A 24,308-nucleotide genomic window follows, 5' to 3' on the forward strand; every position below is an offset into this window, starting at 1 on the left:
GTCCGCTGATGACTATTCGATCGTCAGTACTGTTCGTGTCCCATGGTTCCCCCATGTTCGCGGTCGAGCCCGGCCTGGCTGGCAAGCACCTGGCCGAGCTGGGTCGTGAGCTGACGCGGCCCGAAGCCATCGTCATCCTTTCCCCGCACTGGATGACCCGCAGTGACATCTGCGTGACCGCCAGTGCAGCCCCGCCGACGATTCACGATTTCGGCGGCTTCCCCGACGCCCTGTATCGGATTCAATACCCAGCACCGGGCGCACCGGCCCTGGCCGCGCGGATCGTCGACATGCTGCAGGCCGGCGGCTGGCAATCCCGCCTGGATGCCGAGCGGGGCCTGGACCACGGGGCCTGGGTACCGCTGCTGTATCTGGCGCCGGACGCGGACATACCGGTCATCCAAGTTTCCATGCCCGCTGCGCTTGATACTCATCAGGCCTGGAAGCTCGGCCAGGCGCTCAAACCACTGCGCGACATGAACGTACTGATCGTGGCGTCCGGCAGCCTGACGCACAACCTCTACGAATTCCGTGGCGCAACGCCCCATGGCGCGCAATACGTCAAGGATTTCGCCGCCTGGACGGCGAAGACCCTGGCCTCGGGTGATCTGCACGCGCTGCTGGACTACCGGCAATACGCCCCCTCGGCAGAACGCGCGCACCCCACGGACGAGCACTTCATGCCGTTGTTAATCGCGCTCGGCGCGGCGGGTGAGCAGTATGAAACGCGGGTGATCGAGGGCGGCGTGGAGTATGGGGTGTTGGCGATGGACAGTTATTTGTTCACGTAAAGCAGCAAGCGTGAGCTACACGGGCGGCCACTGGAATGGCCAGCCCTGCCGAAGTGGAACGTTCCGCTACCAATCCTCACTGCGCTCTGCGTGTTGGTGCAAGATTCGATACACCAGAATGGCATTGCCTTTCAGGGTGTAGATCGCACGGTAGGGATACTTCGCAAAGATCAACTCACGGCAATCGGGGATGCCCGACGCCTTGCCCAGTTGAGGAAACGCCTCCAGCTGGCTCAAACCATCCAACAGCTGAAAAATGGTTTCTTCTGCTTTTTCAGGTCCTCTGAGCGCTTCGTAGTGCTCATGAATACCGTCGAGATCACTCGCCGCCTTGCTGGTTAATGCGACTTTCGGCACTCGCCACCCACTTAGCCTTTACGGCATCCAAATCGACCAGATTGCCTGCCTCTGCATCTGCGATGCCTTCGGCTACAGCACGGAAATGCCACGACTCGGATTCCACATAGCGAGCCAAAGCACGTTTCAAATGGTATTGACGATCTCGATCGGTGGCTTCGGCGAGCTGATCGAGCTGATCGATCAGCTCGGCTTCCACACGGAAAGAAAGAACGGGCGAACCCATGGCAGTACTCCTGGCACGTTTGTTTACGATGTATACGTTTATGCGCAACGTACACACTACCGATTGGAAGCTGCTTGAGCAATCCCTGTCGTGACTGATCCGGAAGTCAGCTGCTGCTTTCGAATACCAGGCTGCTGAAAAGCCTGGTGTGTACTGGTTAAATCACCACTGGCTGTACGGTATTACTTGCCAATTCGTCAGGTAGTTTCACTGCTACAACAACCCAGAGACCATACGGACATGCTCATCGACCTGCTGCCTGCCTTCGCCCTTTTCGCTCTGGTGTCGTCCATCACCCCAGGCCCGAACAACACCATGCTGCTGGCCTCGGGGGTGAACTTCGGTTTCCTGCGCACCATTCCCCATGCCTTGGGCATCAGCCTGGGTTTCATGCTGCTGGTGCTGGCAGTCGGACTGGGGCTGGGTGAAATATTCACCGCCGTGCCCTGGACCTACACCGCACTGCGCTGGATAGGCGCGGCCTACCTGCTTTACCTGGCATGGTGCATCGCCACCTCGGGCAGCATGAGCGAGGCGGGAGAACAGAACAGCACACCCATGACCTTCCTCGGCGCCGCCGCCTTTCAATGGGTCAACCCTAAAGCCTGGGTAATGGCGGTTGGCGCCATCACCACCTATGTGCCGGCGCAGGGTTACGTTTATAACGTGATGGTCATCGCTGCAGTGTTTGCACTGGTCAACCTGCCGAGCGTGTGCGTCTGGGCAGGTTTCGGCAGTGTGTTGCGCAACGTGCTGCGCGTGCCGCGCTGGTTGCGCTTGTTCAACTGGGGCATGGCGGGGTTGCTGGTGCTGTCGTTGTATCCGTTGCTGCAGAGCCCGGCACCTGTTTGAGGTGTTGGAAAGTCATCCGCATATTAGCGTTCCGGTGATGTATTGGGCTATTTCCTGATGGCCCGGTCTTGGGATATGCGATGAGTATGCGCCGGTTTCACGACGCGCTTTCGAGCTAGCATTGTAGATACTATGTTTATACAAAACGCTTGCGGCTGACTCGACACGTATCTACAATGTGTACACTTTTTCAGGAGGTTGCCATGGAAGTCAAGGTGCAGCAGTGGGGCAATAGCGCGGCGATTCGCCTGCCAGCAACTGTGCTCAAGATGATGAATCTGGTCAGCGGCGATGTGCTGAAACTCGATGTGTCCGCCGAGGTGATGACCCTCAAGCCTGCGAAGGCCAAGCCGCGTTACTCGCTGGCCGAGCTGATGGCGCAGTGTGACTTGAGCGCGCCGGAACCTGCCGACATGGCAGCGTGGAATGCCATGTCGGCCGTTGGGCGTGAGGCGTGAGGCGGGCCAAATTCAACCGTGGCGATATTGTGCGCCTGAACCTGAACCCCACCGCCGGCCGTGAGCAGCAAGGCGATTTCCGTCCGGCGCTGATCATTTCGCCTGCGGCCTTCAACGTGTCGGGCTTGGTCCTGATTGCGCCCATCACCCAAGGCGGGGATTTTGCCCGCCATGCTGGTTTTGCCGTGCCACTAAGTGGTTCCGGCACCGAGACGCAAGGCGTGGTGTTGTGCAATCAACTGCGCACCGTTGACCTCGAGGCTCGTGGAGGCAAACGCGTAGAGACGGTCCCCGAGGTGGTGATGGACGACGTACTGGCCCGCATTCAGGTGTTGATCGAGTAAGGAAAACAATACCAGCGCCGGCCCTCGCGGAAGAATCCATTGGAAAATACGCTGCAATATCGGCAGCGACACCTACCGGCCCACACTGGATACACCCATGAAATACAGCATCCTGGCTTCGCTATTGGCTTTGAGCCTGAACGCATCGGCCGCTCAACAGAGTCTTGATCTACCTAGTTGCGACATCAAAGCCCAGCGCGAGCTGGTGGGCGAAACAGGTGGCAAGATCACCGACCCTCGACAGGCCCACATCTCGGTACGAGCCAACATTCTCAGCGCGGACATCGGCACCACGCGAAAAACCCGCAAGATCAGCCAAGCTCAAGCCGACCGTATGATCGAACGTGTCGAAGTCGTCCGTCATCAAACCGACCAATTCGTACATCAGCAGGGCTTCTTGAGCGCAGCGGAAAAAGCCAGTTTCGACCGAGAGTTCGACAGCCTCGCCATGCAGTTGTGCAAGCAGAAGAGTCGGAGTGAATAGGTCGATGGTATGCTCACAACGCGGATAAAACGCTCGACTCACAACACCGCAGCTCACCTAAGAAGAGCATCCGCAACCCAGCGAATCGATCGAAGAAGGTCACCTCATGAAACTGAAAGCTTTTTACTATTGCACTGCTTTCCTGTGCGCGGCTACGTTGGCTGGTTGCTCCACCAACACGGTCGTCACGTTGCAGAACGGCACACAGTACATCACCAAGGATGTACCTGACGCCAAAACGAAAGACGGCTTCTATGAGTTCGAAGATGTTTCGGGCAAGCAGGTAAGGGTCAAGGCAGACGAAGTGGCTACCGTGAAGGAAGAGGATTGATCCTGCCGTAACGCCGCGCCCCGGCGACACAGAGGATCACCGCTACTGTGACGCCGAACATGCCAAGGCTGACCTGTTCGTGCAGCAGTACCGCGGCCAGTGCCAGGCCAAAAAATGGTTGAAGCAGTTGTAGCTGGCCGACAGCAGCGGTGCCGCCCTGCACCAGGCCGCGGTACCAGAACACGAAGCCGATCAGCATGCTGAACATCGACACGTAAGCCAGGCTCAACCACGCCGGTGTGCTGATGCCGGAAAACGAAGCGGGCGCCAACCATGCTGTCAGTGGCATCACGACCGGCAGCGCCAACACCAGCGCCCAGCAGATCACCTGCCAACCACCCAACGTTTTGGAAATTTTTGCCCCTTCGGCGTAGCCGAGGCCGCAGGCAAGAATGGCCAAGAGCATCAGAATGTCGCCGGTCGGTGAGGCGGTCAGCCCTTGGGTAACGGCAAACCCGACGACTATCAGACTGCCCAGCACCGAGAAAAACCAGAACGCCGCCCCAGGGCGCTCACCACCCCGCACTACGCCGAACGCAGCAGTCGCCAGTGGCAACAGGCCGACGAACACAATGGAATGGGCCGACGTCACGTGCTGCAACGCCAGTGCAGTCAGCAGCGGAAAACCGATCACCACGCCCATTGCTACGATGATCAAAGGCAATAGGTGCTGACGTACCGGTCGCCGTTCCTTGAACAGCAAGAGCAGGCACAGCGCGAGCACGCCGGCGATGGCTGCCCGTGCCACGGTCAGAAATACCGGGTCGAATTCCAGCACAGCAATGCGAGTGGCGGGCAGCGAACCGCTGAAGATCACGACACCGATGAGGCCATTGACCACCCCGCTCGCGGGTTTCACTGTCGTTTGGCTGTGCACGTCAGAGGTGCGTTCCATTGAGTGTCCACTCCATATCGGGTTGCATGTAGCGCATCGTATGACCGACTATCGTGACAATCAAAAAATTGTCATGGATACACTTCAAGATGGCTCCCTCCCGGTACAAGTCGCTGGTAGATACCTTTGCAGCCGATATTCGCGCCGGACGTTTGCCGCCGGGTACGCGTTTGCCGACACATCGCCAACTTGCGGCTACCCATGGATTGGCCTTGGTCACCGCCAGCCGGGTGTATGCGGAGTTAGAAGCCATGGGACTGGTCAGCGGCGAGACCGGGCGCGGGACGTTCGTGCGGGAAACCTCACTGCCGCCCGGCCAAGGTATCGATCAGCCGGACATTGCCGCGGGCGTGATCGACCTCAACTTCAACTATCCGGCCATGCCAGGTCAGGCCGACCTGTTGCGCAGTGCCTTGCGCCAGCTGGCGTTGTCCGGCGACCTGGAAGCGCATTTACGCTATCAGCCACATGCGGGTCGCCTGCATGAACGGGCTTCAATTGCCCGTCATCTGATCCACCGTGGCGTCACGGTGGATCCCGAGCAGATTCTGATCGTCAGCGGCGCCCAACATGGTTTGGCGATAAGCCTGATGGCATTGCTGAAACCTGGGGACGTGATCGCGGCAGATGCGTTGACCTATCCTGGGTTCAAGTTGCTGGCCAAGACATTGCACCTTGAAGTGGTGCCCATTCCCGCCACCGCACAAGGGCCGGATCTCGATGCCCTCGCCTCGCTCTGCCGCCGTCGTTCGGTGCGCGCCGTCTACACGATGCCTACGCTGCACAATCCGTTGGGTTGGGTGCTGCCCGCCGATCAGCGCGAGCGCTTGGTGGCGATCGCTCGCGAGCATGACCTGACGATCATTGAAGACGCAGCCTACGCGTTTCTGGCGCAAGATCCGCCGCTACCGATTATTGAGTTGGCGCCTGAAAGAACGTTTTACGTGTCAGGGTTTTCCAAGAACATCGCCACCGGCTTGCGCGTCGGCTTCGTCGCAGCCCCTGTGCATCGAGTGGACGCGTTGAAGCGCACGGTCAAGGCCACGACCTGGAACACACCCGGCGTCATGACCGCCATCACCTGCGCCTGGCTCGACGATGGCACGGTCGCCGCGCTGGAGACGAAAAAGCGCGCGGACGCGCAGGCCCGGCAGGCGTTGGCTGACACGTTGTTGTCAGGGTTACCGGTGGTGCGTCATCCCTCTTCGTACTTTCTATGGCTGCCGTTGGCGGAGGATGCAAGGGCGGATCAAATCGCCCTGGAACTGATGCGCGAGCATGTGTCGGTCTCGACGGCCGAGCCGTTTTCGATCTCGGTGCACGTCCCTCATGCACTACGGCTGGCACTTGGGTCGGTGAGCATGGACGCCCTGGGTGAGGCGCTGGGCACCGTAAAGCGGGTGGTGGGGGCGTATATCTGATCCCAGTTCACCCAGGTAAGAAAACGAGACACCACGTCGTCTACTCGACCGCCGAATGCGATATGAGGTGAGTTTGGACATGTGGCCATCAAACACGTTTGATTGCGTACATAAAAGCAAAAACAGCCAGGATCTTGAAAGTTGCCAAAAACCCTTTAAGGGCCAAAGAATACCACTCTGTTCCTTCAACACAGTCCATGCACTGCAGCGACGCAGGCGAGCTTCCTGACTTCTTGAACTCCAGTTCGCGGCAGTAGCCATAAAACATGAACGACCAGAGAAGCATGACCGCGCCCAATGCTTTGATCTTGTCTCTGGATGAGTAGATGACCTCTGGCTCAAGAAGGTAAACCACGCCTGCCAAGACAAAAATCAACATGCCCACATAAGCCATTTTTTTTCGGCACCTTGGCGACGCCCGAAAATTGTTGAATACATCGAAAGGATGAAATGTACGGTCCCTCTGTAATCTATCTTCGAGGGAAACCAAATAGCCGGAGCAAAAAGCAAGCATCCCAATAATAAGAACAAGGATCATATGAAGCCCCGCATTAGCAAAACTGGGCAGAACACCGATCTACCATTTCCCGATCAGGCTGTGGCTCCCACGACCTCAATACTAACACCGGTACCCGCCATCGGAATATGATGCGGCAGTGGTGTCAACGCCCCCTTCTCGCGCGATCTATCGCCCGGCTCGGGTGCTAAAATCCCTCGTCCCTGGACTCCGCCCGAGTGATGCACTCATGCTCCTGAATCTCGAAATCCGCAGCTATGAGTGTGAAAACCCTCATCACTCCCACGATCATGCTCAATTGGTCCTGCCGGTTCGTGGCCAGATGGAAATCGATGTAGACGGTCGCGGCGGGAGTATCGATCAGTCATTGGCCGCCGTGGTGAGGCCAGGCTCGGTGCACTCTCAGCTCAGCCGCGCAGACAGCTGTTTTCTGGTGCTGGACTGCGCGCCGGCTCTGCTGGAGACACTTCAGATGGAGCATCTGGCTCGAAAGACGTACGTACCTATCTCCCCTGCGACACGACGGCTGATCGAGTTCGCCGAGCTCATCGGCAACAAGCGACTAGCCTTGGACGCTTCACAGTTGAGCTCGCTGCTTCTCTCATCTCTCGGCCCTGACACCTACAGTTCCCCATCCGCCATCGAGCAACTGGTCGCTCGCTTGCGGGCTAACCCGGGGGCAAACTGGAGCAACGAGGTCATGGCCCGGGCTGCAAACATGAGCATGAGTCAAATGCACCAGCGATTTCGGCAAATGTTTGGAATGAGTCCTCAGGCCTGGTTGACGGGGTTACGCATCCAGGAAGCTCAGAGATGGCTGCGTGGCACTTCCTTGCCGATCGCCGAGATTGCCTTGCGTACAGGGTTTTCCGATCAGGCATCGCTGACTCGAACCATGCAACGTGTAAGCGCCGTCACTCCGGCGGTCTATCGCAAAGCGCAAAAGCATTCTGGGATAAAAATCCCGTAGTTACCGACAATACTCTCCTGGTTCGGCGCTTCAGACTTTCCCCGTTCAAGCTACGGAGCACGGGTGGAATGTTTACTGATCAGTCGCTGTTGAAGGGTATTGTTTATGGTGTTTGCGCGGGACTGTGCTGGGGAGTGATTTTTCTTGGGCCACAGCTCACGCAAGGCTTGAGCGGCCTGCAATTCGCAGTGCTTCGATTTCTTTTTTACGGTGCGATTTCAGCTGTTCTGCTTATGTCCCGGTGGCGGCAGGTGTGCGCAAACCTTACTCGAGCCGATTGGAAGTCGCTCTTCTGGCTCAGCCTGATCGGGAATCTCGTTTACTACGCGCTGGTAGGTACCGGGGTGCAACTGGTGGGAATTGCGACGACGTCACTGATTGTCGGGCTCATCCCCGTGTTGCTGACCTTCAGGTCGGCACGACACCAATGCCGTCTCCCTGCGCAGACTCGCCCCCTCGCTGTGCTGCGCAATGGCCGGCGTTGTACTTATCAGTTGGCATGCACTGATCAATGGCGACACGCCTGAAACATCGACAGCCATCGCGGGTATTCTCTGCGCCACAGGTGCGTTGGTTGCGTGGACTTGGTTCGCCGTCCGCAATGCTCGGCGGCTGATTCAGCTCACCAGCATTTCCTCCAATGACTGGGCACTGCTGACCGGCATCATGACGGGCGCTCAGTCGTTGCTCTTGGCGGTGCCTGTGCTGGTTTTTCAGGCAGATGCCCATGGCAGTTCAGAATGGCTGCATTTTTTTCTGGTGGCCTGTGGTGTAGCCCTTCTTTCTTCGGTTATTGGGGGCGCGTGCTGGAATCAGGCAAGTCGGCTTCTGCCGTTGGCACTTAGCGGGCAAGTGCTGGTGATCGAGACGCTGGCAGCGTTGGCTTTTGGATTTCTATGGGAGCATCGGTTACCCGATACGTACGAGATAGCGGCCATTGCGTTGCTGGTCGCCGGGGTTGTCTGGTGTCTGAATTGTCATCGTGCTCCTCCTACACTTGCAAGCTGATCAAACCCGCTCGTGAACATGGGCAACGGATGTGCTGATCTGCCGAACTGACGGCCAAGCGAATTCAATCACTGACCGATGGACTTCGCAGCGTTGACCAAGCCATCCAGCCAGTCCTGATGGCCATTGATCATCGGATTTGGTTTGGCTTTGGCTAGATCCTGCGCAGGTTTGCCCTTCTGGGTCTCTTGGGTAAGGATGCGCACCCGTCCATGGGGCAGATCCTCGATCAGCCAGGCATGATGAACATCCAGACGTGTCTCGCCTTCACCCGCCCAGCCATGCCAGGCAATCCGGCCAGGTTCGGTCGAGGTGGGCGGCACATGCTCGGTGCACAGCGCCTCGACGGGAAATCCGAACGTCTCGAAGTAGAAGCGCACGCCCTTGGCCAGATCCGGCCCAACGTGATCGTGAAAGCGCACGTTTGCAGAGTTCGCGTAGTACGAAGGCCACCGCTGGGCCTGACTCAACAGCGGCCACACCTGTACAGCACTCAAACCCGCAACGATCACTTCGTTGGAAACGAAGTTTTCAGTGAAACCGGGCAAAAAGCCCTCGGGCCAAATGATTTCGTTCATGGACGACTCGGTAGGTGATGGATGGAATAGCGCCATGATCGGTGTAAGCTTGGAATAACGCCAATCGCGATTTTTTATCCAGCACATCATGAATACTGATATCAGAAACCTGGACCTGAACCTGCTCAAGGCCCTCGATGCGCTGCTCGATGAGCGCAGCGTCACCCGTGCAGCCGAAAGGCTGGCACTGACCCAACCCGCCGTCAGTGGCATGCTCAACCGACTGCGGGAAAGCTTCGACGATCCGCTTTTCGTGCGCGCCCAGCGTGGCATCGTGCCGACAGTGCGAGCCGAGCAATTGGCGGCACCGGTCAAGCAACTGCTGGCTGATGTCGAAGCCTTGCTACAACCCCAGGGGTTCGATCCGCTCAATGCCAACCTGACCCTTCGTCTGGCGTCGACTGACTATGCGTTGCGCGCAGTCGTCGTGCCGTTCTTGCGTGCGCTGAGGGAAAGGGCCCCGAACATCCGGGTTGCGGTTCAGCCCGTTGATGATCAGCAGCTTGCCTCCCAGATGGATCACGGTGATATCGATCTGGCGTTGGTCACACCCGCCACAACACCCGCAGGGCTACACGCTGCCCCGTTGCTCCATGAGCAATACGTCTGCGTCATGAGAACTGACCACCCCGACGCGCTGAACGGCACGATCTCACTGGATCGTTTTTGCGCCGTGGATCACGTATTGGTTTCGCCCTCCGGTGGAGGATTTCGAGGCGTGACAGACATTGCCCTCGAACGCATTGGCCGGACACGTCGAGTCATCTCATCGGTGACCAGCTTCTTGATTCTTCCGGAACTGCTGATGCAGAGCGACCTGATTGCCGTGGTCCCCCGGCGCCTGGTGCTGCATCAAAATGGTCTGTGCCTGATGAAACCCCCGGTCGAGATTCCCGGCTTCAGCAAGACGCTGGTCTGGCATGAAAGGACGCACCGCGATGCGGGACATCAGTGGATACGTTCACTTCTGCTCGAAACGATCGAGTTGCTTGACTGACAAGGGCATGAAAAAACGAAAGCCTGGCGCATGTCTGTTTGCTTGGACACCATCGCGGCCCTGAGCTCATCTAGGCAGTTGCGTAGATTTTTGAAGGGTGCCCGACTAGGCGGACACCCTCTCTGGCTGACTAGGCACTTGGGCTTATCGATATTTCGGGTGCGTGGCTGACTGGGAAGTTTACCGAACGGGCAATGAAGCACTTTTCATGAGCTACTTTGTGAAGCGTCTGAGCTTTTGCGATCTCAGACCCCGATTCCAGTACCACTTTCGGCCTCAGAATAACTGAGGTGAACTGACCGGCGCCGTTGCTCTCCTCGAGCATTGTTCCTTGAGCGTTGTCCTCGTAGGCCAACACAACGATACCGGCCTCGGCGCAAAGCCCAAGGTACCAAAGCTTGTGGCACGCAGATAAGGATGCCAAGAGCAATTCCTCGGGATTCCAGCGCGTGGGGTCTCCTCGAAAACTGGGATCGGACGACCCCTCAATGGGTGTTTTGCCGTTGGCTGCGATTACGTGCGCCCGGCTGTAACCCCGATAAGATGACGTTCCGGTCCCGTTGTTGCCGGCCCAAGTTACCTGGACTTCATACTCGTGCGTTTTATCTACCATTGATCCCTCCTGGGAACGTTTTCGAAAAGTCCGTCAAAGAACGGGCTCATTGAGTAAGCACCCATCGATGAGGTAGCGAGTCAGCGCAACCCAACGTTTGAGGTCGCCCGGCTATAGGCGATCTGTGGCACGTCGAGAAATGTCAGTGGGCAGAGGTTGGCACGAAACAGGGGCAGATTCGCCGCGAGCCGTGAGGTGCGCTTGTTGATATAGGCAAAGGGCTGCAGATAGGGCAAGTGCACCATCACGAAAAAGGATTGCTCGAACGGATCGGCAATCTGATTGGCCTTGCTCAGCACTTCGTCCAGTAACGGCTCAATGAGCCCGGGCGCAGACAGCGGCCGGTACACGCTTTTGCTGATATCTACCGCATGCTGACGAATCCGCCCTTCATCGGCTGGGTTGGGCAGCAGGTTTTCTGCCAGTGGCGCAATTGTGGCGCGATTTCGAGAATCGCGCCAATTTTTGGCGCGATTTATGGCGCAATCTGCAGAATCGCGCCAACCGTATTTGACATTGAAGGAAACAAACGCTGGCAACGTGTCCAGCAGCAATTTCCTTCAATACAGCCCCTCCCATGATCTCTACCGTCAGTGCTCCCTCACCCGTATTGAAGGTGCCTGATGAGTATCGTCGTTTCCATGGCCGTTTTTGCACTGGCCTCTTCCATAAGCCCCGGCCCGGTCAATCTGGTCTCCCTGAGCTGCGGTGCACACCACGGACTGCGGGCCGCCCTGCCCCACGTCACGGGAGCGACTCTGGGTTTCATCCTGCTGCTGTTGCTCATGGGCCTGGGACTGCATGAAGTGCTGAACCGCTGGCCGTGGCTGACACAGCTGATTCGCATCGCCGGCGTGATATTCCTGCTGTACCTGGCCTACAGACTGGCAAGCAGTGATGGGCGAGTGAACACGGCGCACGTGCAGACACGACCCTCAGCCTTCACCGGCGCACTGATGCAATGGCTCAACCCGAAAGCGTGGCTCGCGTGCCTTGCGGGCATGGGCGCTTTCGTCGCCGACGGCAATGTGCGAATGGTGTGGATGTTCGCACTGATCTATCTGGTGGTGTGCTGGCTATCACTGGCCAGTTGGGCCTGGGCCGGTGCCTCGTTGCGCGACTATTTGAACAACACTGCCAGACTGCGCGGGTTCAATCGCGTCATGGCCGCGCTGCTCGGGGGCTGCGCCGTGTATCTATTGCTTGAGTAGGCACACCGCGATAGTGCCCTGGCCTCGTAGCCAAGGCGCGCTTGAACAGCCGCTGCAAGTGCGCTTGATCCGCAAAACCAACGCGCGCCGCGACCTGGGCGATGTCCTCACCTTGGCGCAGGCCATCGCGGGCCAGCTTGAGGCGGCAATCAATCAAGTACCCATGAGGTGTAAGCCCATGGCACGCTTTGAAAGCGCGGATCAGATAGGAAGGTGAAAGCTGCACAGCCGACGCTATATCCTCCAGCCGCAGTGCATCAGCGCAATGCTCACGGATGAATTCCGCTGCCTGGGCCATTTTGTGCGGTTCACTTTTGGCGTCATCGCTGACCGGCTGCAACCGCGCCACCAGTCGCTGGAAAAACCCCAGCGTTGCACCCTGCATGATAGTTGGCGGGCAGTCGCTGGCATTGAGCGTGCGATACAGATCGTCCAGCTCGTCAAACAGACCGACGTCGGCGCTGTAGGTCTGCGCAAAAGGCACGAAGCCCTTTTGCGTGCCAAAACTTTGCTGCTGCTGCAGATCCGCGAGCCACTGGGCATCCACGTAGAACATCCGGTACGCCCAAGGCTGTTCGTGCACGGGATTGCACGCGTGCACCACACCGGGGTTCATGAGCACCACACTGCCAGCACTGATCAGGCGGCTACTGTCGCCGTTCAAATAAGTGCTCTGCCCCTGCATGATCGCGCCAATGGAGAACGTCGAATGAGAGTGGCGCGCGTGGCTGAACGTGCGACCGTCCTCGACGTTGCGGATTTCCAGGTGTGCGAGCGCAGGATGACGCCAGTAGTGAGACATAGGTACTTCCATCCCGAGGGGCTCGCATGCAGAAAGGGGCAGCGTTGCCGTTGGGCACGATTGAGCTTGATCCTGAGCTTATACCGAGGGTCCGCGCTCGGCCAACTGCTGTCGTGAGCGCAATGAATGAGTAGCGATGCTAAGCCGGCGCACTCATTGCTGCGGCGTTACAAGCACGCCCTTGGCGCTACCCTAAAAGAGATCAACAAGTGGGTACTGGAAAAACCAGCCACCAATATGTTACGGTATAACATATTACTATTCACCTGAGGCAATGACTATGAAACCTGGAATCCACCCTGACTACCGCACGGTCCTGTTCCACGACACGGCTGCGGACGTCTATTTCCTGATCGGTTCGACAGTAGAAACGGATCGAACCCAGACCCATACGGATGGCAACGTGTACCCGTATGTCGCCCTCGATGTCTCGAGTGCTTCACACCCTGTCTACACCGGCCAGGTCCGCAAGACTCAGGCGGAAGGCCGTATTGCCGGATTCAACAAGCGTTTTGCCGGTTTCGCGTCGAACAACAAGTGACCCCTCGTAACCAGTGTCGCTGAAGCCAGTGCGCCCCGCTGGCTTTGGTCCTGGCGAGACGTTTACTCGGCTGCACGTCACGCACCGTGGTGCCAAGCCCTCTATCGCGACAGTATGCAGTTAGACTGTGCACACATTTCAGGTATGGATCCCGAGCCGTGAGCGTGATTCTGATCAGCATTGTGTGCATCATCTTCTGGACCACTGTGTCATGGCTCTCAGGCACTGCGGAGCCGTGGGACGCAGCGGGTTACTGGACCACTGTCTACCCTGCGGCGCTGGTGCTGTCAGCCATTCTGGGGGCAATGTTTCTACGCTTCAGCCTGATAGCAGGCGCGATAGTCATGTTTGCCCAACTCCCGGTGGTCGTAGTGTCTGCCGGCGTTTCGCCCTTGCTGGCTGTGGGGGTCATCTATGTCGCTCTCCTTTCCATTCCTGCAATGATGATCTCTTGGGGGTCCGGAAAACTGCGGCGTTTTTGCAGCGGTTGAGTAGCGGCAGGCTGCTGGCCCCTCTGCTCGGAATTGATCCTTACAGTATCGGGTGATGAGGCATCGGAGATGCTTCGATGGCCAATATCCTCGATTAGGAGATGCGAGATGAAGGATCAGGACAACCATGCGCTGGTGAGCACGTTGATATTCCCTATTGCTCCCATCGTGGTGATTTTCGCGCTTTCGGCTCTCTGCGCAGATATGTGGCACGCAGCCCATTACACGCCAGGCGAAGATGGTGGTGAAGCTGAGCCTGCCATGGCGCTTATTCTGATACCGCTGCTGCTGACGATTTTCGCCATGGTCCTTGCAGGAATGACAGCACTCAATCGCTGGGTCGCCCGACGGTTCGCTCCGGGCGTCTGGTGGCGCCTCGCAATGGCCATTCCGCGAATGCTGCTGGCGGGCCTTTCACTGCTGCTTTTTCTCGTCTCCGCTGGTTTCTTCATGGGCGACGTAACGGCCATAGGACACTGGCAGGTAGTTTGCGCCTGGATTGCCTGCCTCATCGTAATGGCGACGTTTGTTGTTCAGCAGTATCGCCGCCTGACTGAATGAAAATCGGACGTAGGCACCGCCGACGACTTCGTGGCGGCGGGTGGTTCTTCGATCTGGAACAGTCGAGGTGAAATCCTTTGCAGTGCTGGTGTAGATCAGGAAGCGTTGATTGCGTATGACATGGAGACTGGCGAAGCGGGTATTTTTAGCCTGGTGTGAAACCCCACGCTTGATGTCGCGGCAGAGGACATTGCCGGTTACCTGCGCGCGAGCCCGGCGATACCACTGCACAGAAAAATTTTGTAGACGACCGGTCGGTATGTGTTTACCATGCTGCCCATCATGAAGAAACCAGCTCAAGACATGCGGCAGCACATCATCGATGTGGCTCGTTCGCTGATGACCAACAAAGGCTATACGGCCGTTGGCTTGGCCGAAGTGCTGAGCACGGCGGGTGTGCCCAAAGGGTCGTTCTATTACTACTTCAAGTCGAAGGAAGAGTTCGGCCAGGCTTTGCTGGAAGAATATTTCTCCGAGTACCTGGGCCGCGTGGACGCGCTCATGGCAAAGCCTGGAAGCGGCGCCGAACGCTTGCTGGCCTATTTCAACTACTGGACTGAAACCCAAGGCACTGACCTGCCCGAGGGCAAATGCCTGGTGGTCAAGTTAGGCGCAGAGGTCTGCGATTTGTCTGAAGACATGCGCGCTGTGCTCGAAGTCGGTACGGCGAAGATCATTCAGCGCATCACAGCATGCGTGGACATGGGCGTAGCCGACGGCAGCATTCATCCAGAAGGTGACCCTGCAGCCTTTGCTGAATCACTCTACCAGCTATGGTTGGGCGCCTCCCTGCTGGTCAAGGTGAACAGATCCACGGAGTCCTTTTCAAAAGCTCTGATCATGACCAAGCGCTTGCTGCACTAGTACGCGCTTTTTATTTACCCAATTTAGTAGACGACCGGTCCACTACAAAGGCTTAGAACATGAAAGACATCAGCAACACCACTGACCTGTTTTCTCCCGTACGCATGGGTGCCATCGAACTGGCTAACCGCATTGTCATGGCGCCCGTCACCCGTAGTCGTTACGGCGAAGCAGGTATCCCCACTGAGTTGCACGCCACTTATTACGCTCAGCGGGCCACCGCTGGATTGATCGTGGCTGAGGCGACCAACATCTCGGCTCAAGGCCGCGGCTACGCGGCGACCCCTGGCATCTGGAGCGAGGAGCAGGTAGCAGGATGGAAAAAGGTCACCGATGCGGTGCACGCTGCAGGTGGCAAGATTGTCAGTCAGCTCTGGCATGTAGGGCGCTTTTCAAGCGTCGACCTGCAACCCAATGGCGAGGCGCCGGTAGCACCTTCCGCTATCCAGGCAGAGGGTAATACCTACACAGCCGATGGTTTTGTGCCTGTGTCCATGCCGCGAGCGCTCGAAACCGACGAGATTCCCGGCATCATCGAGCAGTACCAACACGCGGCCAAGAATGCCAAGCGCGCGGGTTTCGACGGGGTAGAAGTGCATTCGGCCAACAGCTACCTGCTGGACCAGTTCCTTCGCGACTCCACCAACCAGCGTACAGACCAGTACGGCGGATCCATCGAGAACCGCGCGCGTCTGACCCTTGAAGTGACCCGAGCAATCGTCGATGTCTGGGGCAATGACCGCGTAGGCATTCGCCTGTCACCGGTGACACCGGATGCGGGAAACACGCCACCGGACAGCAATGTCATGGGCCTTCACGGCTACCTTATCCAACAGCTCAACGCGCTGGATCTGGCCTACCTGCATTTTGTCGAAGGGGCCACGGCCACCTCCCGAGAAGTGCCGGCAGGTGTCGACATGGACGCATTGAGTGCCCAGTTCAATGGTCGGTTCATTGGCAACAACAACTACGACCTGGAGATGGCGGTCGAGCGGCGCGCAGCGGGCAAGATCGACGCTGTGGCATTCGGCCGCCTGTTCATTTCCAACCCAGACCTCGTCGCGCGCCTGCGCCACGGTGCCGAGCTGACCATTGCGCCTCGTGAGTCGTACTACGGCGGCGGCGCCAAAGGCTACACCGACTGGCCATTGGGTAATTACTAAGACCAGCACTTACCTACTCCCCTGCCCGGTTCATCTGGCACTCCCCAACGGTTAGTACGCGCCACCTACGCGGGAACACCGCCACAAAGGAACACGACATGAATTACCTGGACAAGAAAACCGCCATCGTCACTGGCGCCTCTTCTGGCATTGGAGCCGCCACGGCTAGAGCGCTGGCGGCCCATGGCGCCAACGTCATCGCCGCGGCCCACGAAGAAGCGGGCCTCGTCGTTCTGGTCAGCGAGCTACGTGCCGCCGGTTATGAAGCGGTGAGCTACGTAACGGACGTTACCTGCCCAGAGCAAACACTGGCGATGGCCCAGTTCGCCAAGGACACCTACGGCTCAGTGGATATCTTGGTGAACAACGCAGGCCTGATGCTGTTTTCCAACTGGGTCGACCTCGCCACCCGCGACTGGAACGCCATGATCGATGTGAATATCAAGGGCTACCTGAACGCCATCGCGGCCGTTCTCCCATTCATGATTCAGCAGAAGTCCGGCCAGATCTTGAACATGGACTCAGTGGCAGGGCATCAGGTCGGCCCAGCCGCCGGTGTCTACAGCGCTACCAAATTCTTCGTTCAGGCTATGACTGAATCCATGCGCAAGGAGTTGGGTGTGCACCACGGCATCCGCGTCAACACCGTAAGTCCAGGCGTGATCAATACCGGCTGGGCCGACAAAGTGACCGATCCCGAAGGCCGCAAAGCCGCCAAGGCGCTGAATGAAATCGCTATCGCGCCCGAGGACATCAGTCGCGCGGTGATCTACGCACTCAATCAACCAGCCAACGTAACTGTGAACGATCTGATCATTTCGCCGACGCGTCAGGACTGGTGATCGGATTATGCACGTCGATGTAACCCAGTGATCCGTCGAATCCAACTTCAGGAGAAACACCCTATGAGCAACAACATCAAAGCCGTGCCAACCAGCGATTACAACGCCGTCATCGAAACCGCCAGCAACTATGTCGAAGGCTTGCGTGCAGGCAGCGTTGCCATCATCGCGGAAGCGTTTCATAAAGACGCCGTGATGTACGGCTTCACCAACGGTCAACTGTTGGGCGGGCCGATCAGCAACCTGTATACGTTCGTCGAAACCAACGGCACGGCGCCAGACATCAGCACTCGTCTGGACGTGCTGGCTATCACTCCGACCACCGCTGTCGTACGCGTCGATATGGAAAAAGACGCGATCGGCGCTGACTACAACGACTACCTGACGTTGATCAAAATCGATGGTGCCTGGAAAGTCATTGCCAAGGTTTACCACCAATTCGAAGGCTGACTGCGCAGGCCTGTGCCGGTGCAAGCCGCACCGGCACTTCCCCACAACAGGAGCAACCCATGTCCAGAGTTTTTGTCATTGGCGCCGCCGGTAAAGTCGGCAAACGCCTTGTCAGTCTTCTTGTCAGCAACGGTCACGACGTAGCCCCACTGCATCGGCAGCGCGTCGATTGATTTGGCTGCAAGCACGCTCAGCCAACGATAATTTTTAAAGATATGGCTTTGAAGGCTTTTGGAGTTTGATGTATGGCAACAGTTGAATACAGCGCCGTTATCGCAACCACTGCAGAACACGCCTGGAAAGTGCTAAGAAACTTTGGGGAAATAGCCCAATGGCACCCGGCAATCAATGAAAGCAGCCTCGAAGATGGGCAATCAGAAAGCACGATTGGCTCAGTCAGACGGCTTGATCTGGCAGACGGAGGCGTTCTTCGCGAACGCCTTCTGGTACTGGATAACCCCCAGATGCGCTTAACATACAAATTCGAAGAATCACCTCTACCGCTCGACAACTATCGAGCAGACGTCAGGGTGATCAAGGTCAGTGGAGAGCTTCAGTGTGTCATTGAATGGCGTGCGAGCTCCGACGTCCGCGATGCAGAAATGACTGCCCACTTTGAAGCGCTGATCACCCGGCTGGTCGTGGATGGCCATGACAGCCTGGCGCTTTACCTCGCTCAGTCACGGACGTGCAAAGACGGGCACTGAAGCCAGCCGGTTTGAAGGACTACTGATGCCCCATCACCGGCCAGCCTGCGATCTAAAGCGGCGGGCGCTCGAGGGCGACCCAGGCCTGCACGCTGGGACGCTGCCATTGACGTTGCGCATACTCCACCAACGCTGAAGGCACAGCATCGCCATTGAGTATCAGCCGGTTGAGCATGAGCGCCAGATCGACATCCACTATCGACCATTGGCCGAAAAGATTTTCTGCGCCGTCTTTGAGCAGCGCTTGCGCCGTATAGAACAACTTGTCCGCTGACTCACGAGCCGTCGGCGACAAAGGGCCATATTGCTGACCATAGAAAACCCCAACGGTGGAACGCTCCTGCCTGATGGGCAGCAGATCGCTACGGATCCAGGCCTGAACCTGCCGCGCTTTTGCCAAAAGCCGAACGTCTTTTGGATAAATCGGCACTTCGGGGTAAACGCTTTCGAGATACTCCGTGATCGCTGAAGATTCCGACAAGGCAAAATCTCCATCCACCAGCGTGGGGACCCTTTGGGTTTGCGAGAGAACAGCGTAGGCATCTGCCTGGTGTTCAAGTTTCTGCAGGTCGACTGCGCTCATCGCAAAATCGATACCCTTCTCGCGCAATGCAACAAACACCGACAGGGCATAGGGGCTGGTGAATTGCGAATCGACGTACAAGTGCAAACGGCTCATGGACTGATCTCCTTATGCAGAAGACTCCACGCTACGAGATTAAGCAGAGAGAGGGAAATCAATGATTTTCATGGGGGTATTCTTGGTAGGAATGGGCGGTGTTGGGGTGTTGGTCTGGATAGGCTAGGGTCTGGGTCGATCCAGCCCACGCGTTTATCGGCTCAGGCGAGTACCGGCTCGGTGCGGACCATGGCAGTCTCGAGGTACGAATCAAGCGTCCCAGTGGCTACGCGATTCCAGACCAGGCGTTTAAAGGTTGGCACAAGTGACAGCTTGTTTGATATCATAGCCTCGTCAGCACAGACCGGAACCTTCGCTTGAAGGGGTGTTGATTTCGGAGCGAAAGCTCTCCCAGCCAGTGTGCGGGATAAGGCGCAAGCCGAAAGAACAGGCCGATATTGAGACACGCAAAAAGCCCCTGTGCGCAAGCACAGGGGCTTTTTGCTTCCTGTCAAACCGACTTTCCTTTATTGCGCATCTCCAGTACGTAGCGCGTGTTGAATGCTTTCCCTTTGGGCAGCGAGTGGCGACCCCAGGTATCAACCTCATAAGCGCTGATGACGTGCATTCGCAGTAGATTCGTCGTTTCGGCAGGCTTGGTGATGGAAAAGAAAATCGCGTAATCATGTAGATCCAGACAAAAGTACCTCTGGCCACTGTTCTTGCTGTTATGCGGCACTACCATTCCGGTATAGAAGCGGCGCTCTATGTAGTCACGCAGCTGGGTGCTGCAGTGGTACCGCGAAGGGCAGAAGTATCTATGTTCATGCTTGTGCCGCAGCGGCTCACCGTTGCCTTTATCGTCCGTGAAGCAATGAAAGCCGAATTCGAAACGGACGGTCAGCTGGTTACCAGCCACCTCGAAGGTCATCTCGAACGGCTGCAAATGCGCCATACTCTTGGTAACACCGTTGATGACCAGATGATTCCATTGCATGTTCAGTAGCAGTCCAAGCGCCCTGTGAAGCGGGCATTGTATCGTTGCTGAGACAGATTGCATTCCGCGTCCAGGTAGACCTTTCCAACATACCGAGATGAGCCATCACTTGATGCCAGAATATCCCTGCGGTTGGCATGCCGTGTGGCTGCTTTGGCTGCGTTGCGAGACTTGTGTTTGGCGCGATCAACAGAATGAATCGCGCCAATCTCCTTCCAAGTCACTCACCGCGAATCAACAACGCATCTACCAATGCCTTCGCCCCCTCGATGCAATGCACCGTGGCGCCAACCAGTCCTGGATCCACCACCCGGGCATCGCACATTTCAGATGCCGAAGCATGGGCGCATGTCAGCAGATGGGACAATTGCGTCAAGGCATCTTCCAAGGCAACACCCGAGTTGACGCTGAATATCGGCTGCTGGTCCGAGCCATGGCGGCCGAACGGCAAGACGTTGGTTTCCGTGATTTCGATCATGGTCAATCTCCTTATCTACGATGAACACGCCAACAGGCTTAACTACAGGCAGGCATCTGTGGGAGCGGGCTCTGCCCGCGAATGCCGCGCCACGGTCTATGTCCGCCAGAACTGCCAAAAGCGCCGCGGCGGCTGACTCTCGCGCTGCGCATTTCTCCGCGCCTGCTCCATCAACGCACGCTGACGCTTGAATCGCTCGGCCAGCACACGGCCATCGGTTTCAGAAAAGTCTGTCGGGAAATGAAACAACGGGTGATCGGAAGGAAGATCGACAACGGGTGGATCGGGGGTCGGCTTGACCATGATGCAACTCCTGACGGCTCGATTGAACCGCCACCTCCCGCTGCTAAACGAAAAGGGTGGCAGCTGTACGCGGGTTAGCAGACCGGACCGTCAGGCACCCGGCGCACCCGAAGGTGCCCCACGCACAGCCGCCATAGATCGACACTGTAGGCGAAAAAAAACGCCGACAATGGGTATGGAGGCGCTGCGCGCCTGACGAATTGTTCGAGCTGCTAAACCCGGTCGCTGAATTGGCAGCGACGGGTGTGAGGTTAGCGGAGGTCGTGGGGGATGGCAAGGTTGGGGGGAAAGGCGTTGCTGCTCCCAAGCGATGGTTGAACGACCGCTTTCGGCCAAGAGCAGTCCGTCACTATAGGCAGAGTTGGGTCAAAGGATTCGCTCGACAGGGATCTCAGATCGCTGCCCCATATGTTTCGTCACAGACGCCTTCAACTACCACTGAGCATTGCCTACACCCTGCTTAGCATGTTCAAGAACCTCATCCAGCTAGTGAGCTCCGTTTTGCCGTCAAGGATACGGCCTGCGCGTGTCGCTACGCAGACGATAGACAGACGCCCGAACTGAGCGTACAAGAGATAGCAAATTAGCATTAGCAAGGAGCATTGCGATATGAATTCTGTCAAGGAAATAGTTGAGTGGGCAGCAAGTGATCTGTCTGATTGGGAGGCGGATATCGTCAGACGGTTACTTCTCAATAAGACTTTACCCACACAAGATCTCAAAGAAGTAATTGATAACGTATTTATAACCTACGGCATCGCTGAACACAACGAGAAGAAAATTTGCAGCGTTCCGACAACGAACTCAGAGATAGCAGGAGAGATCGTCGCGAGTGTGTCTGTCAGACTCTGCAACATTCACAACGCTCAAAATATCAATGCCATATCCAGCGAATCCAAGCTACCATTTAGCCACAATGGTATAACTTTAATATATGGCGAAAACGGCTCGGGGAAGTCAGGCTATACAAGAGTTTTGAAAAACGCCTGCTTTGCCAAGCATACAGAACCCGAAATACTTCCCAACGTATATAAGCAAGACACCGGCCCACAATCAGCCATAATAACTTTCATAAAAAATGGTGAAAAGCAGCAATGGGAGTGGAGTCCTGGAAAGACCCTTGCCGACCTCGCTGGCATCAACGTTTATGACTCCGACTGCGGCAAGGTCTTGCTAGAAAAGAACAATCAAGTAACTTACAAGCCTAAAGGCGTCGAAATTTTTGATGGAGTCTCGGCCATTGCAGAAGCGATTCGGGAGGCAGCCTCAAAGAAAATGCGAAACAGCAAGCTGCCTATTATTCAAGAAATTGAGAAAATCCCCGCTCTAAGCAAATGGCTTGCTAGCATCAATGAAAACACCACCTCGGTAACTATAGATTCTAAACTGATTTGGACGGAAGAAAACAAGTCTGAGCTGAACCAGCTAAACACATCTATACAGGACTACCAAAATGGTACGGCAACAAAAAAAATCGAGAAACTAAAAGACATTTCTGAAAATAGAGTGCCGCGAGCTATTACAAAACTCACCAACTGTCTTTCTATTTTATCTAGCGACAAATCCGAGCATGTAAAAAAACTTGAGTTTGCAGTAAATACAACAAAAATCGCCTATGATATTTCTGTCAAAGGCTTTGATACTGAGGAGCCCTTAGCGGGCACACATACTGAGGCTTGGAAACAACTATTCAATGCAGCAAAATATTTCTCGGAGCAGTATACTTATATAGGCGAAAGCTATCCTAAAGTCGATGACGGCTCAAAATGCGTTCTTTGCATGCAGCCCTTGTCGGATGACGCCAAGCGCCGAATGTCTCGGTTCGACGCCTACATCAAAGATAAAAGTAAGACGCAGTACGAACAAGCAGTAAAATTATTAGCCGATACTAGGCTAGCAATTCAGAACCTAATCGTGCCGGATCTCGAGGCTTATGAGCCGCTTTGCAATGATTTGTTGGAGCTAACAGGGACAGACCACGGACTGGCTGCTGCGTTCGAAATAGCAAAGCAGCGCAAAGAATATTTTAATACTTTTGGCGCGTCCTCTTTTCCATTAGGCGATATTGATACTATGCAAATATCTGCCAATCTAACTAACTCCCTAGCTCAGAAAATTACCGAGCTCCGTGCAACTAACTCTGAAGAAACAAACAAACTGAATCTTCTTCGACAAACCGAACTTTTAGTGCAATATAGGCTCTACGAAGCTAAAGACCAGATCGTTCAACATCATCGAAACCTGATATTTAATAAGCGTGTTTCTGAGGCAATTGGGGCTCTTCGTAATACAAAGCAAAAGTTCTCGTCCAAGGCTAAGTCCTTCATCTCCAAGCTAGTGACCCCCGAATTCGTTCAAAATTTCAGTCGCGAGCTTAAATTTTTAGGCGTGACTTTGGACGTTAAAATCTCGGCTGTAGTAAAGGATATTGATACATCTCATAGTTTCACCATTGCTACAAAGCGCCCCGGAAGAATTCTCAGTGAAGGCGAGCAAAAGGTGATTTCAATTGCAGCCTTCTTGGCTGAGATAGCAACATTCAAGAACAGTGAGGCGATTATTTTAGATGACCCAGTGAGCTCTCTGGATCATGTTTACCGTGAAAAAATCGCCCATCGTTTGGCTATTGAAGCGTTGGAGCGGCAGGTAATTATTTTCACACATGACCTTTCACTCATAATGGAAATCGAAGGCAAGTGCGAAGATATTTCCTTGGAGCAAGGACAGGGGCCTGCTCGCTCCGTATTTACGATCAGAAGGAGCGGGAAAGACTCCGGCTTCTGTTATACCAAAGCCCCTTGGCGTGGTATGACTACCGCGCAGCGAGCACAGAACCTTGACGAAGATGTCCATGCCATTAAATCTCTGTATGAAAGCGACGCGCACAGCTACAACCAAAAGGCAGCCTTTATATATTGTTTGCTGCGCGAGGCATGGGAGGCTTTAGTAGAGCAAGACCTTCTCTGTCAGATAGTCACACGAGGCCGCAATAGCGTTCAAACACTTCGTCTTGGCCAGCTTTCGATTCTGCCGACAGATGCCAATACCATCACGCAGAACATGACCAAAACCAGCAACTGGATGTTTGGCCATGACAAGTCCAAAGCGCTATCAGAAAATCGCCCGGCTCCAACCGAATTGCTGCAAGACATTGCTAGTCTCAGAGCATTTGCGAAAGAAGTTTCTGCCAGAAAGAAAACCACAGAAAAGACGTTTGAAGACCAATTTAAGTCTCCCATCTCGGAAGTAGGCTAAGTGGTTAAGTGAGGGAAGAGACTCTTCACTCACTTACTGATTGTAGGTAAAGGTCCATCCAGGCTGATCCTGCAGCAACGGTGACACGTTGAACGTCTGCTTGTGGCGGAAGTAGCTTATGCGAGTGACCGCTCCTGGCAGACTCGTGACCATCGTGATAGGCGGTGAGTGGTCAAAATCTG

At 56.0% G+C, this 24,308-nt stretch carries 31 protein-coding genes and 2 pseudogenes; 21 read left to right on the top strand and 12 right to left on the bottom strand.

Features of this window, described 5'->3' with window-relative positions; genetic code table 11:
* Nucleotides 1–8: 8 nt before the first annotated feature.
* On the top strand, nt 9–791 hold the full coding sequence (locus IFU31_RS04215; protein WP_192102371.1) for a DODA-type extradiol aromatic ring-opening family dioxygenase: 783 nt from the start codon (nt 9–11) through the stop codon (nt 789–791).
* Nucleotides 792–857: 66 nt separating this feature from the next.
* On the opposite strand, the gene IFU31_RS04220 is transcribed toward IFU31_RS04215, so the two are convergent.
* The gene (locus IFU31_RS04220) at nt 858–1,148 is read right to left on the bottom strand and encodes a type II toxin-antitoxin system RelE/ParE family toxin (protein ID WP_192102372.1); all 291 of its coding nucleotides are present in this window, start codon (nt 1,146–1,148) and stop codon (nt 858–860) included.
* Entirely contained in the window at nt 1,111–1,374 is a 264-nt protein-coding gene (locus IFU31_RS04225; protein ID WP_192102373.1) for a CopG family ribbon-helix-helix protein, read from the bottom strand. The genes IFU31_RS04220 and IFU31_RS04225 overlap by 38 nt, the downstream gene beginning before the upstream one ends.
* Nucleotides 1,375–1,614: 240 nt before the next feature.
* On the opposite strand from IFU31_RS04225, the gene IFU31_RS04230 reads away from it, so the two are divergent.
* The 5 genes from IFU31_RS04230 (at nt 1,615) to IFU31_RS04250 (ending at nt 3,843) form a co-directional block, all read left to right on the top strand.
* Nucleotides 1,615–2,226, top strand: coding sequence for a LysE family translocator (locus IFU31_RS04230; RefSeq protein WP_192053062.1), 612 nt, complete (start codon nt 1,615–1,617; stop codon nt 2,224–2,226).
* Nucleotides 2,227–2,429: 203 nt separating this feature from the next.
* Nucleotides 2,430–2,684 (top strand): AbrB/MazE/SpoVT family DNA-binding domain-containing protein, encoded by a 255-nt coding sequence (locus IFU31_RS04235; protein ID WP_122801237.1) that lies wholly within the window; start codon nt 2,430–2,432, stop codon nt 2,682–2,684.
* Nucleotides 2,681–3,028 (top strand): type II toxin-antitoxin system ChpB family toxin, encoded by a 348-nt coding sequence (locus IFU31_RS04240; protein ID WP_185794411.1) that lies wholly within the window; start codon nt 2,681–2,683, stop codon nt 3,026–3,028. The genes IFU31_RS04235 and IFU31_RS04240 overlap by 4 nt, the downstream gene beginning before the upstream one ends.
* A gap of 97 nt (nt 3,029–3,125) precedes the next feature.
* On the top strand, nt 3,126–3,512 hold the full coding sequence (locus IFU31_RS04245; protein ID WP_192102374.1) for a hypothetical protein: 387 nt from the start codon (nt 3,126–3,128) through the stop codon (nt 3,510–3,512).
* 106 nt (nt 3,513–3,618) lie between these two features.
* Complete coding sequence (locus IFU31_RS04250) at nt 3,619–3,843, top strand: YgdI/YgdR family lipoprotein (RefSeq protein WP_122476182.1); 225 nt, start codon at nt 3,619–3,621, stop codon at nt 3,841–3,843.
* On the opposite strand, the gene IFU31_RS04255 is transcribed toward IFU31_RS04250, so the two are convergent.
* Nucleotides 3,821–4,738 carry a DMT family transporter gene (locus tag IFU31_RS04255; RefSeq protein WP_192058044.1) on the bottom strand — a complete coding sequence of 306 codons (918 nt, stop codon included), beginning with the start codon at nt 4,736–4,738 and terminating at the stop codon, nt 3,821–3,823. The two genes, IFU31_RS04250 and IFU31_RS04255, sit on opposite strands and share 23 nt — an antisense overlap.
* Nucleotides 4,739–4,827: 89 nt before the next feature.
* On the opposite strand from IFU31_RS04255, the gene IFU31_RS04260 reads away from it, so the two are divergent.
* On the top strand, nt 4,828–6,159 hold the full coding sequence (locus tag IFU31_RS04260; protein ID WP_192058298.1) for an aminotransferase-like domain-containing protein: 1,332 nt from the start codon (nt 4,828–4,830) through the stop codon (nt 6,157–6,159).
* An 88-nt stretch (nt 6,160–6,247) separates the two neighbouring features.
* Here the strand turns inward: IFU31_RS04260 and IFU31_RS04265 are convergent, their stop codons facing one another.
* Nucleotides 6,248–6,697 (bottom strand): hypothetical protein, encoded by a 450-nt coding sequence (locus IFU31_RS04265; RefSeq protein WP_192053059.1) that lies wholly within the window; start codon nt 6,695–6,697, stop codon nt 6,248–6,250.
* A gap of 208 nt (nt 6,698–6,905) precedes the next feature.
* On the opposite strand from IFU31_RS04265, the gene IFU31_RS04270 reads away from it, so the two are divergent.
* Both IFU31_RS04270 and IFU31_RS04275 read left to right on the top strand, forming a co-directional pair.
* On the top strand, nt 6,906–7,646 hold the full coding sequence (locus IFU31_RS04270; RefSeq protein WP_192102375.1) for an AraC family transcriptional regulator: 741 nt from the start codon (nt 6,906–6,908) through the stop codon (nt 7,644–7,646).
* A 68-nt stretch (nt 7,647–7,714) separates the two neighbouring features.
* A pseudogene (locus IFU31_RS04275) lies at nt 7,715–8,654 on the top strand (DMT family transporter).
* 68 nt (nt 8,655–8,722) lie between these two features.
* Here the strand turns inward: IFU31_RS04275 and IFU31_RS04280 are convergent.
* On the bottom strand, nt 8,723–9,232 hold the full coding sequence (locus tag IFU31_RS04280) for an SRPBCC domain-containing protein (protein ID WP_122713846.1): 510 nt from the start codon (nt 9,230–9,232) through the stop codon (nt 8,723–8,725).
* Nucleotides 9,233–9,320: 88 nt separating this feature from the next.
* Between IFU31_RS04280 and IFU31_RS04285 the strand changes: the two genes are divergently transcribed.
* Nucleotides 9,321–10,229, top strand: coding sequence for a LysR family transcriptional regulator (locus tag IFU31_RS04285; RefSeq protein ID WP_192102376.1), 909 nt, complete (start codon nt 9,321–9,323; stop codon nt 10,227–10,229).
* A 130-nt stretch (nt 10,230–10,359) separates the two neighbouring features.
* On the opposite strand, the gene IFU31_RS04290 is transcribed toward IFU31_RS04285, so the two are convergent.
* On the bottom strand, nt 10,360–10,842 hold the full coding sequence (locus IFU31_RS04290) for an OsmC family protein (RefSeq protein WP_122476198.1): 483 nt from the start codon (nt 10,840–10,842) through the stop codon (nt 10,360–10,362).
* 80 nt (nt 10,843–10,922) lie between these two features.
* Nucleotides 10,923–11,396, bottom strand: coding sequence for a Fic family protein (locus IFU31_RS04295; protein ID WP_240998679.1), 474 nt, complete (start codon nt 11,394–11,396; stop codon nt 10,923–10,925).
* Between the two features lie 69 nt (nt 11,397–11,465).
* On the opposite strand from IFU31_RS04295, the gene IFU31_RS04300 reads away from it, so the two are divergent.
* Complete coding sequence (locus IFU31_RS04300) at nt 11,466–12,053, top strand: LysE family translocator (protein ID WP_122476200.1); 588 nt, start codon at nt 11,466–11,468, stop codon at nt 12,051–12,053.
* On the opposite strand, the gene IFU31_RS04305 is transcribed toward IFU31_RS04300, so the two are convergent.
* Nucleotides 12,004–12,855 carry a helix-turn-helix transcriptional regulator gene (locus IFU31_RS04305; RefSeq protein ID WP_244652472.1) on the bottom strand — a complete coding sequence of 284 codons (852 nt, stop codon included), beginning with the start codon at nt 12,853–12,855 and terminating at the stop codon, nt 12,004–12,006. The genes IFU31_RS04300 and IFU31_RS04305 overlap by 50 nt on opposite strands.
* Before the next feature lie 280 nt (nt 12,856–13,135).
* Here IFU31_RS04305 and IFU31_RS04310 point away from each other — a divergent pair, with 280 nt between their 5' ends.
* From IFU31_RS04310 to IFU31_RS04345, 9 genes and pseudogenes are all read left to right on the top strand, one after another.
* The gene (locus IFU31_RS04310; protein ID WP_122713851.1) at nt 13,136–13,396 is read left to right on the top strand and encodes a type B 50S ribosomal protein L31; all 261 of its coding nucleotides are present in this window, start codon (nt 13,136–13,138) and stop codon (nt 13,394–13,396) included.
* A gap of 158 nt (nt 13,397–13,554) precedes the next feature.
* The gene (locus IFU31_RS04315) at nt 13,555–13,887 is read left to right on the top strand and encodes a hypothetical protein (RefSeq protein ID WP_192102378.1); all 333 of its coding nucleotides are present in this window, start codon (nt 13,555–13,557) and stop codon (nt 13,885–13,887) included.
* 108 nt (nt 13,888–13,995) lie between these two features.
* On the top strand, nt 13,996–14,448 hold the full coding sequence (locus tag IFU31_RS04320; protein ID WP_192102379.1) for a hypothetical protein: 453 nt from the start codon (nt 13,996–13,998) through the stop codon (nt 14,446–14,448).
* 282 nt (nt 14,449–14,730) lie between these two features.
* Nucleotides 14,731–15,312, top strand: coding sequence for a TetR/AcrR family transcriptional regulator (locus tag IFU31_RS04325; protein ID WP_122714116.1), 582 nt, complete (start codon nt 14,731–14,733; stop codon nt 15,310–15,312).
* A 59-nt stretch (nt 15,313–15,371) separates the two neighbouring features.
* A complete protein-coding gene (locus IFU31_RS04330; RefSeq protein WP_192102380.1) occupies nt 15,372–16,475 on the top strand; it encodes an alkene reductase in 1,104 nt (367 codons plus the stop codon).
* Nucleotides 16,476–16,573: 98 nt separating this feature from the next.
* Nucleotides 16,574–17,317: an SDR family oxidoreductase gene (locus IFU31_RS04335; protein WP_192058034.1), complete on the top strand. Its 744-nt coding sequence runs from the start codon at nt 16,574–16,576 to the stop codon at nt 17,315–17,317.
* Nucleotides 17,318–17,380: 63 nt separating this feature from the next.
* A complete protein-coding gene (locus IFU31_RS04340; protein WP_192053041.1) occupies nt 17,381–17,767 on the top strand; it encodes a nuclear transport factor 2 family protein in 387 nt (128 codons plus the stop codon).
* A 59-nt stretch (nt 17,768–17,826) separates the two neighbouring features.
* Nucleotides 17,827–17,928, top strand: a pseudogene (locus tag IFU31_RS21760) (NAD-dependent dehydratase); the annotation flags it as partial.
* Nucleotides 17,929–18,012: 84 nt separating this feature from the next.
* Nucleotides 18,013–18,474 carry an SRPBCC family protein gene (locus tag IFU31_RS04345; protein ID WP_192102381.1) on the top strand — a complete coding sequence of 154 codons (462 nt, stop codon included), beginning with the start codon at nt 18,013–18,015 and terminating at the stop codon, nt 18,472–18,474.
* A gap of 52 nt (nt 18,475–18,526) precedes the next feature.
* On the opposite strand, the gene yfcF is transcribed toward IFU31_RS04345, so the two are convergent.
* The 4 genes from yfcF to IFU31_RS04365 form a co-directional block, all read right to left on the bottom strand.
* Nucleotides 18,527–19,153 (bottom strand): glutathione transferase, encoded by a 627-nt coding sequence (gene yfcF, locus IFU31_RS04350; protein ID WP_122476216.1) that lies wholly within the window; start codon nt 19,151–19,153, stop codon nt 18,527–18,529.
* A gap of 451 nt (nt 19,154–19,604) precedes the next feature.
* Complete coding sequence (locus IFU31_RS04355; protein ID WP_122476218.1) at nt 19,605–20,048, bottom strand: hypothetical protein; 444 nt, start codon at nt 20,046–20,048, stop codon at nt 19,605–19,607.
* A gap of 262 nt (nt 20,049–20,310) precedes the next feature.
* Complete coding sequence (locus tag IFU31_RS04360) at nt 20,311–20,568, bottom strand: DUF3077 domain-containing protein (RefSeq protein ID WP_192053035.1); 258 nt, start codon at nt 20,566–20,568, stop codon at nt 20,311–20,313.
* A 96-nt stretch (nt 20,569–20,664) separates the two neighbouring features.
* Nucleotides 20,665–20,871: a hypothetical protein gene (locus IFU31_RS04365; protein WP_122794958.1), complete on the bottom strand. Its 207-nt coding sequence runs from the start codon at nt 20,869–20,871 to the stop codon at nt 20,665–20,667.
* Between the two features lie 609 nt (nt 20,872–21,480).
* Here IFU31_RS04365 and IFU31_RS04370 point away from each other — a divergent pair.
* Nucleotides 21,481–24,126 (top strand): AAA family ATPase, encoded by a 2,646-nt coding sequence (locus IFU31_RS04370; protein ID WP_192102382.1) that lies wholly within the window; start codon nt 21,481–21,483, stop codon nt 24,124–24,126.
* Nucleotides 24,127–24,308 lie beyond the last annotated feature (182 nt).

Source organism: Pseudomonas sp. CFBP 13602 (genome assembly GCF_014842725.1).
Classification (GTDB): Bacteria; Pseudomonadota; Gammaproteobacteria; order Pseudomonadales; family Pseudomonadaceae; genus Aquipseudomonas; species Aquipseudomonas baltica.

Coding starts and splice junctions, on each gene's coding strand:
- IFU31_RS04215 (WP_192102371.1), top strand. CDS start 9: ATGACTATTCGATCGTCAGTACTGTTCGTGTCCCATGGTTCCCCCATG.
- IFU31_RS04225 (WP_192102373.1), bottom strand. CDS start 1,374: ATGGGTTCGCCCGTTCTTTCTTTCCGTGTGGAAGCCGAGCTGATCGAT.
- IFU31_RS04230 (WP_192053062.1), top strand. CDS start 1,615: ATGCTCATCGACCTGCTGCCTGCCTTCGCCCTTTTCGCTCTGGTGTCG.
- IFU31_RS04235 (WP_122801237.1), top strand. CDS start 2,430: ATGGAAGTCAAGGTGCAGCAGTGGGGCAATAGCGCGGCGATTCGCCTG.
- IFU31_RS04245 (WP_192102374.1), top strand. CDS start 3,126: ATGAAATACAGCATCCTGGCTTCGCTATTGGCTTTGAGCCTGAACGCA.
- IFU31_RS04250 (WP_122476182.1), top strand. CDS start 3,619: ATGAAACTGAAAGCTTTTTACTATTGCACTGCTTTCCTGTGCGCGGCT.
- IFU31_RS04255 (WP_192058044.1), bottom strand. CDS start 4,738: ATGGAACGCACCTCTGACGTGCACAGCCAAACGACAGTGAAACCCGCG.
- IFU31_RS04260 (WP_192058298.1), top strand. CDS start 4,828: ATGGCTCCCTCCCGGTACAAGTCGCTGGTAGATACCTTTGCAGCCGAT.
- IFU31_RS04265 (WP_192053059.1), bottom strand. CDS start 6,697: ATGATCCTTGTTCTTATTATTGGGATGCTTGCTTTTTGCTCCGGCTAT.
- IFU31_RS04270 (WP_192102375.1), top strand. CDS start 6,906: ATGCTCCTGAATCTCGAAATCCGCAGCTATGAGTGTGAAAACCCTCAT.
- IFU31_RS04280 (WP_122713846.1), bottom strand. CDS start 9,232: ATGAACGAAATCATTTGGCCCGAGGGCTTTTTGCCCGGTTTCACTGAA.
- IFU31_RS04285 (WP_192102376.1), top strand. CDS start 9,321: ATGAATACTGATATCAGAAACCTGGACCTGAACCTGCTCAAGGCCCTC.
- IFU31_RS04290 (WP_122476198.1), bottom strand. CDS start 10,842: ATGGTAGATAAAACGCACGAGTATGAAGTCCAGGTAACTTGGGCCGGC.
- IFU31_RS04300 (WP_122476200.1), top strand. CDS start 11,466: ATGAGTATCGTCGTTTCCATGGCCGTTTTTGCACTGGCCTCTTCCATA.
- IFU31_RS04305 (WP_244652472.1), bottom strand. CDS start 12,855: ATGTCTCACTACTGGCGTCATCCTGCGCTCGCACACCTGGAAATCCGC.
- IFU31_RS04310 (WP_122713851.1), top strand. CDS start 13,136: ATGAAACCTGGAATCCACCCTGACTACCGCACGGTCCTGTTCCACGAC.
- IFU31_RS04320 (WP_192102379.1), top strand. CDS start 13,996: ATGAAGGATCAGGACAACCATGCGCTGGTGAGCACGTTGATATTCCCT.
- IFU31_RS04325 (WP_122714116.1), top strand. CDS start 14,731: ATGAAGAAACCAGCTCAAGACATGCGGCAGCACATCATCGATGTGGCT.
- IFU31_RS04330 (WP_192102380.1), top strand. CDS start 15,372: ATGAAAGACATCAGCAACACCACTGACCTGTTTTCTCCCGTACGCATG.
- IFU31_RS04335 (WP_192058034.1), top strand. CDS start 16,574: ATGAATTACCTGGACAAGAAAACCGCCATCGTCACTGGCGCCTCTTCT.
- IFU31_RS04340 (WP_192053041.1), top strand. CDS start 17,381: ATGAGCAACAACATCAAAGCCGTGCCAACCAGCGATTACAACGCCGTC.
- IFU31_RS04345 (WP_192102381.1), top strand. CDS start 18,013: ATGGCAACAGTTGAATACAGCGCCGTTATCGCAACCACTGCAGAACAC.
- yfcF (WP_122476216.1), bottom strand. CDS start 19,153: ATGAGCCGTTTGCACTTGTACGTCGATTCGCAATTCACCAGCCCCTAT.
- IFU31_RS04355 (WP_122476218.1), bottom strand. CDS start 20,048: ATGGCGCATTTGCAGCCGTTCGAGATGACCTTCGAGGTGGCTGGTAAC.
- IFU31_RS04360 (WP_192053035.1), bottom strand. CDS start 20,568: ATGATCGAAATCACGGAAACCAACGTCTTGCCGTTCGGCCGCCATGGC.
- IFU31_RS04365 (WP_122794958.1), bottom strand. CDS start 20,871: ATGGTCAAGCCGACCCCCGATCCACCCGTTGTCGATCTTCCTTCCGAT.
- IFU31_RS04370 (WP_192102382.1), top strand. CDS start 21,481: ATGAATTCTGTCAAGGAAATAGTTGAGTGGGCAGCAAGTGATCTGTCT.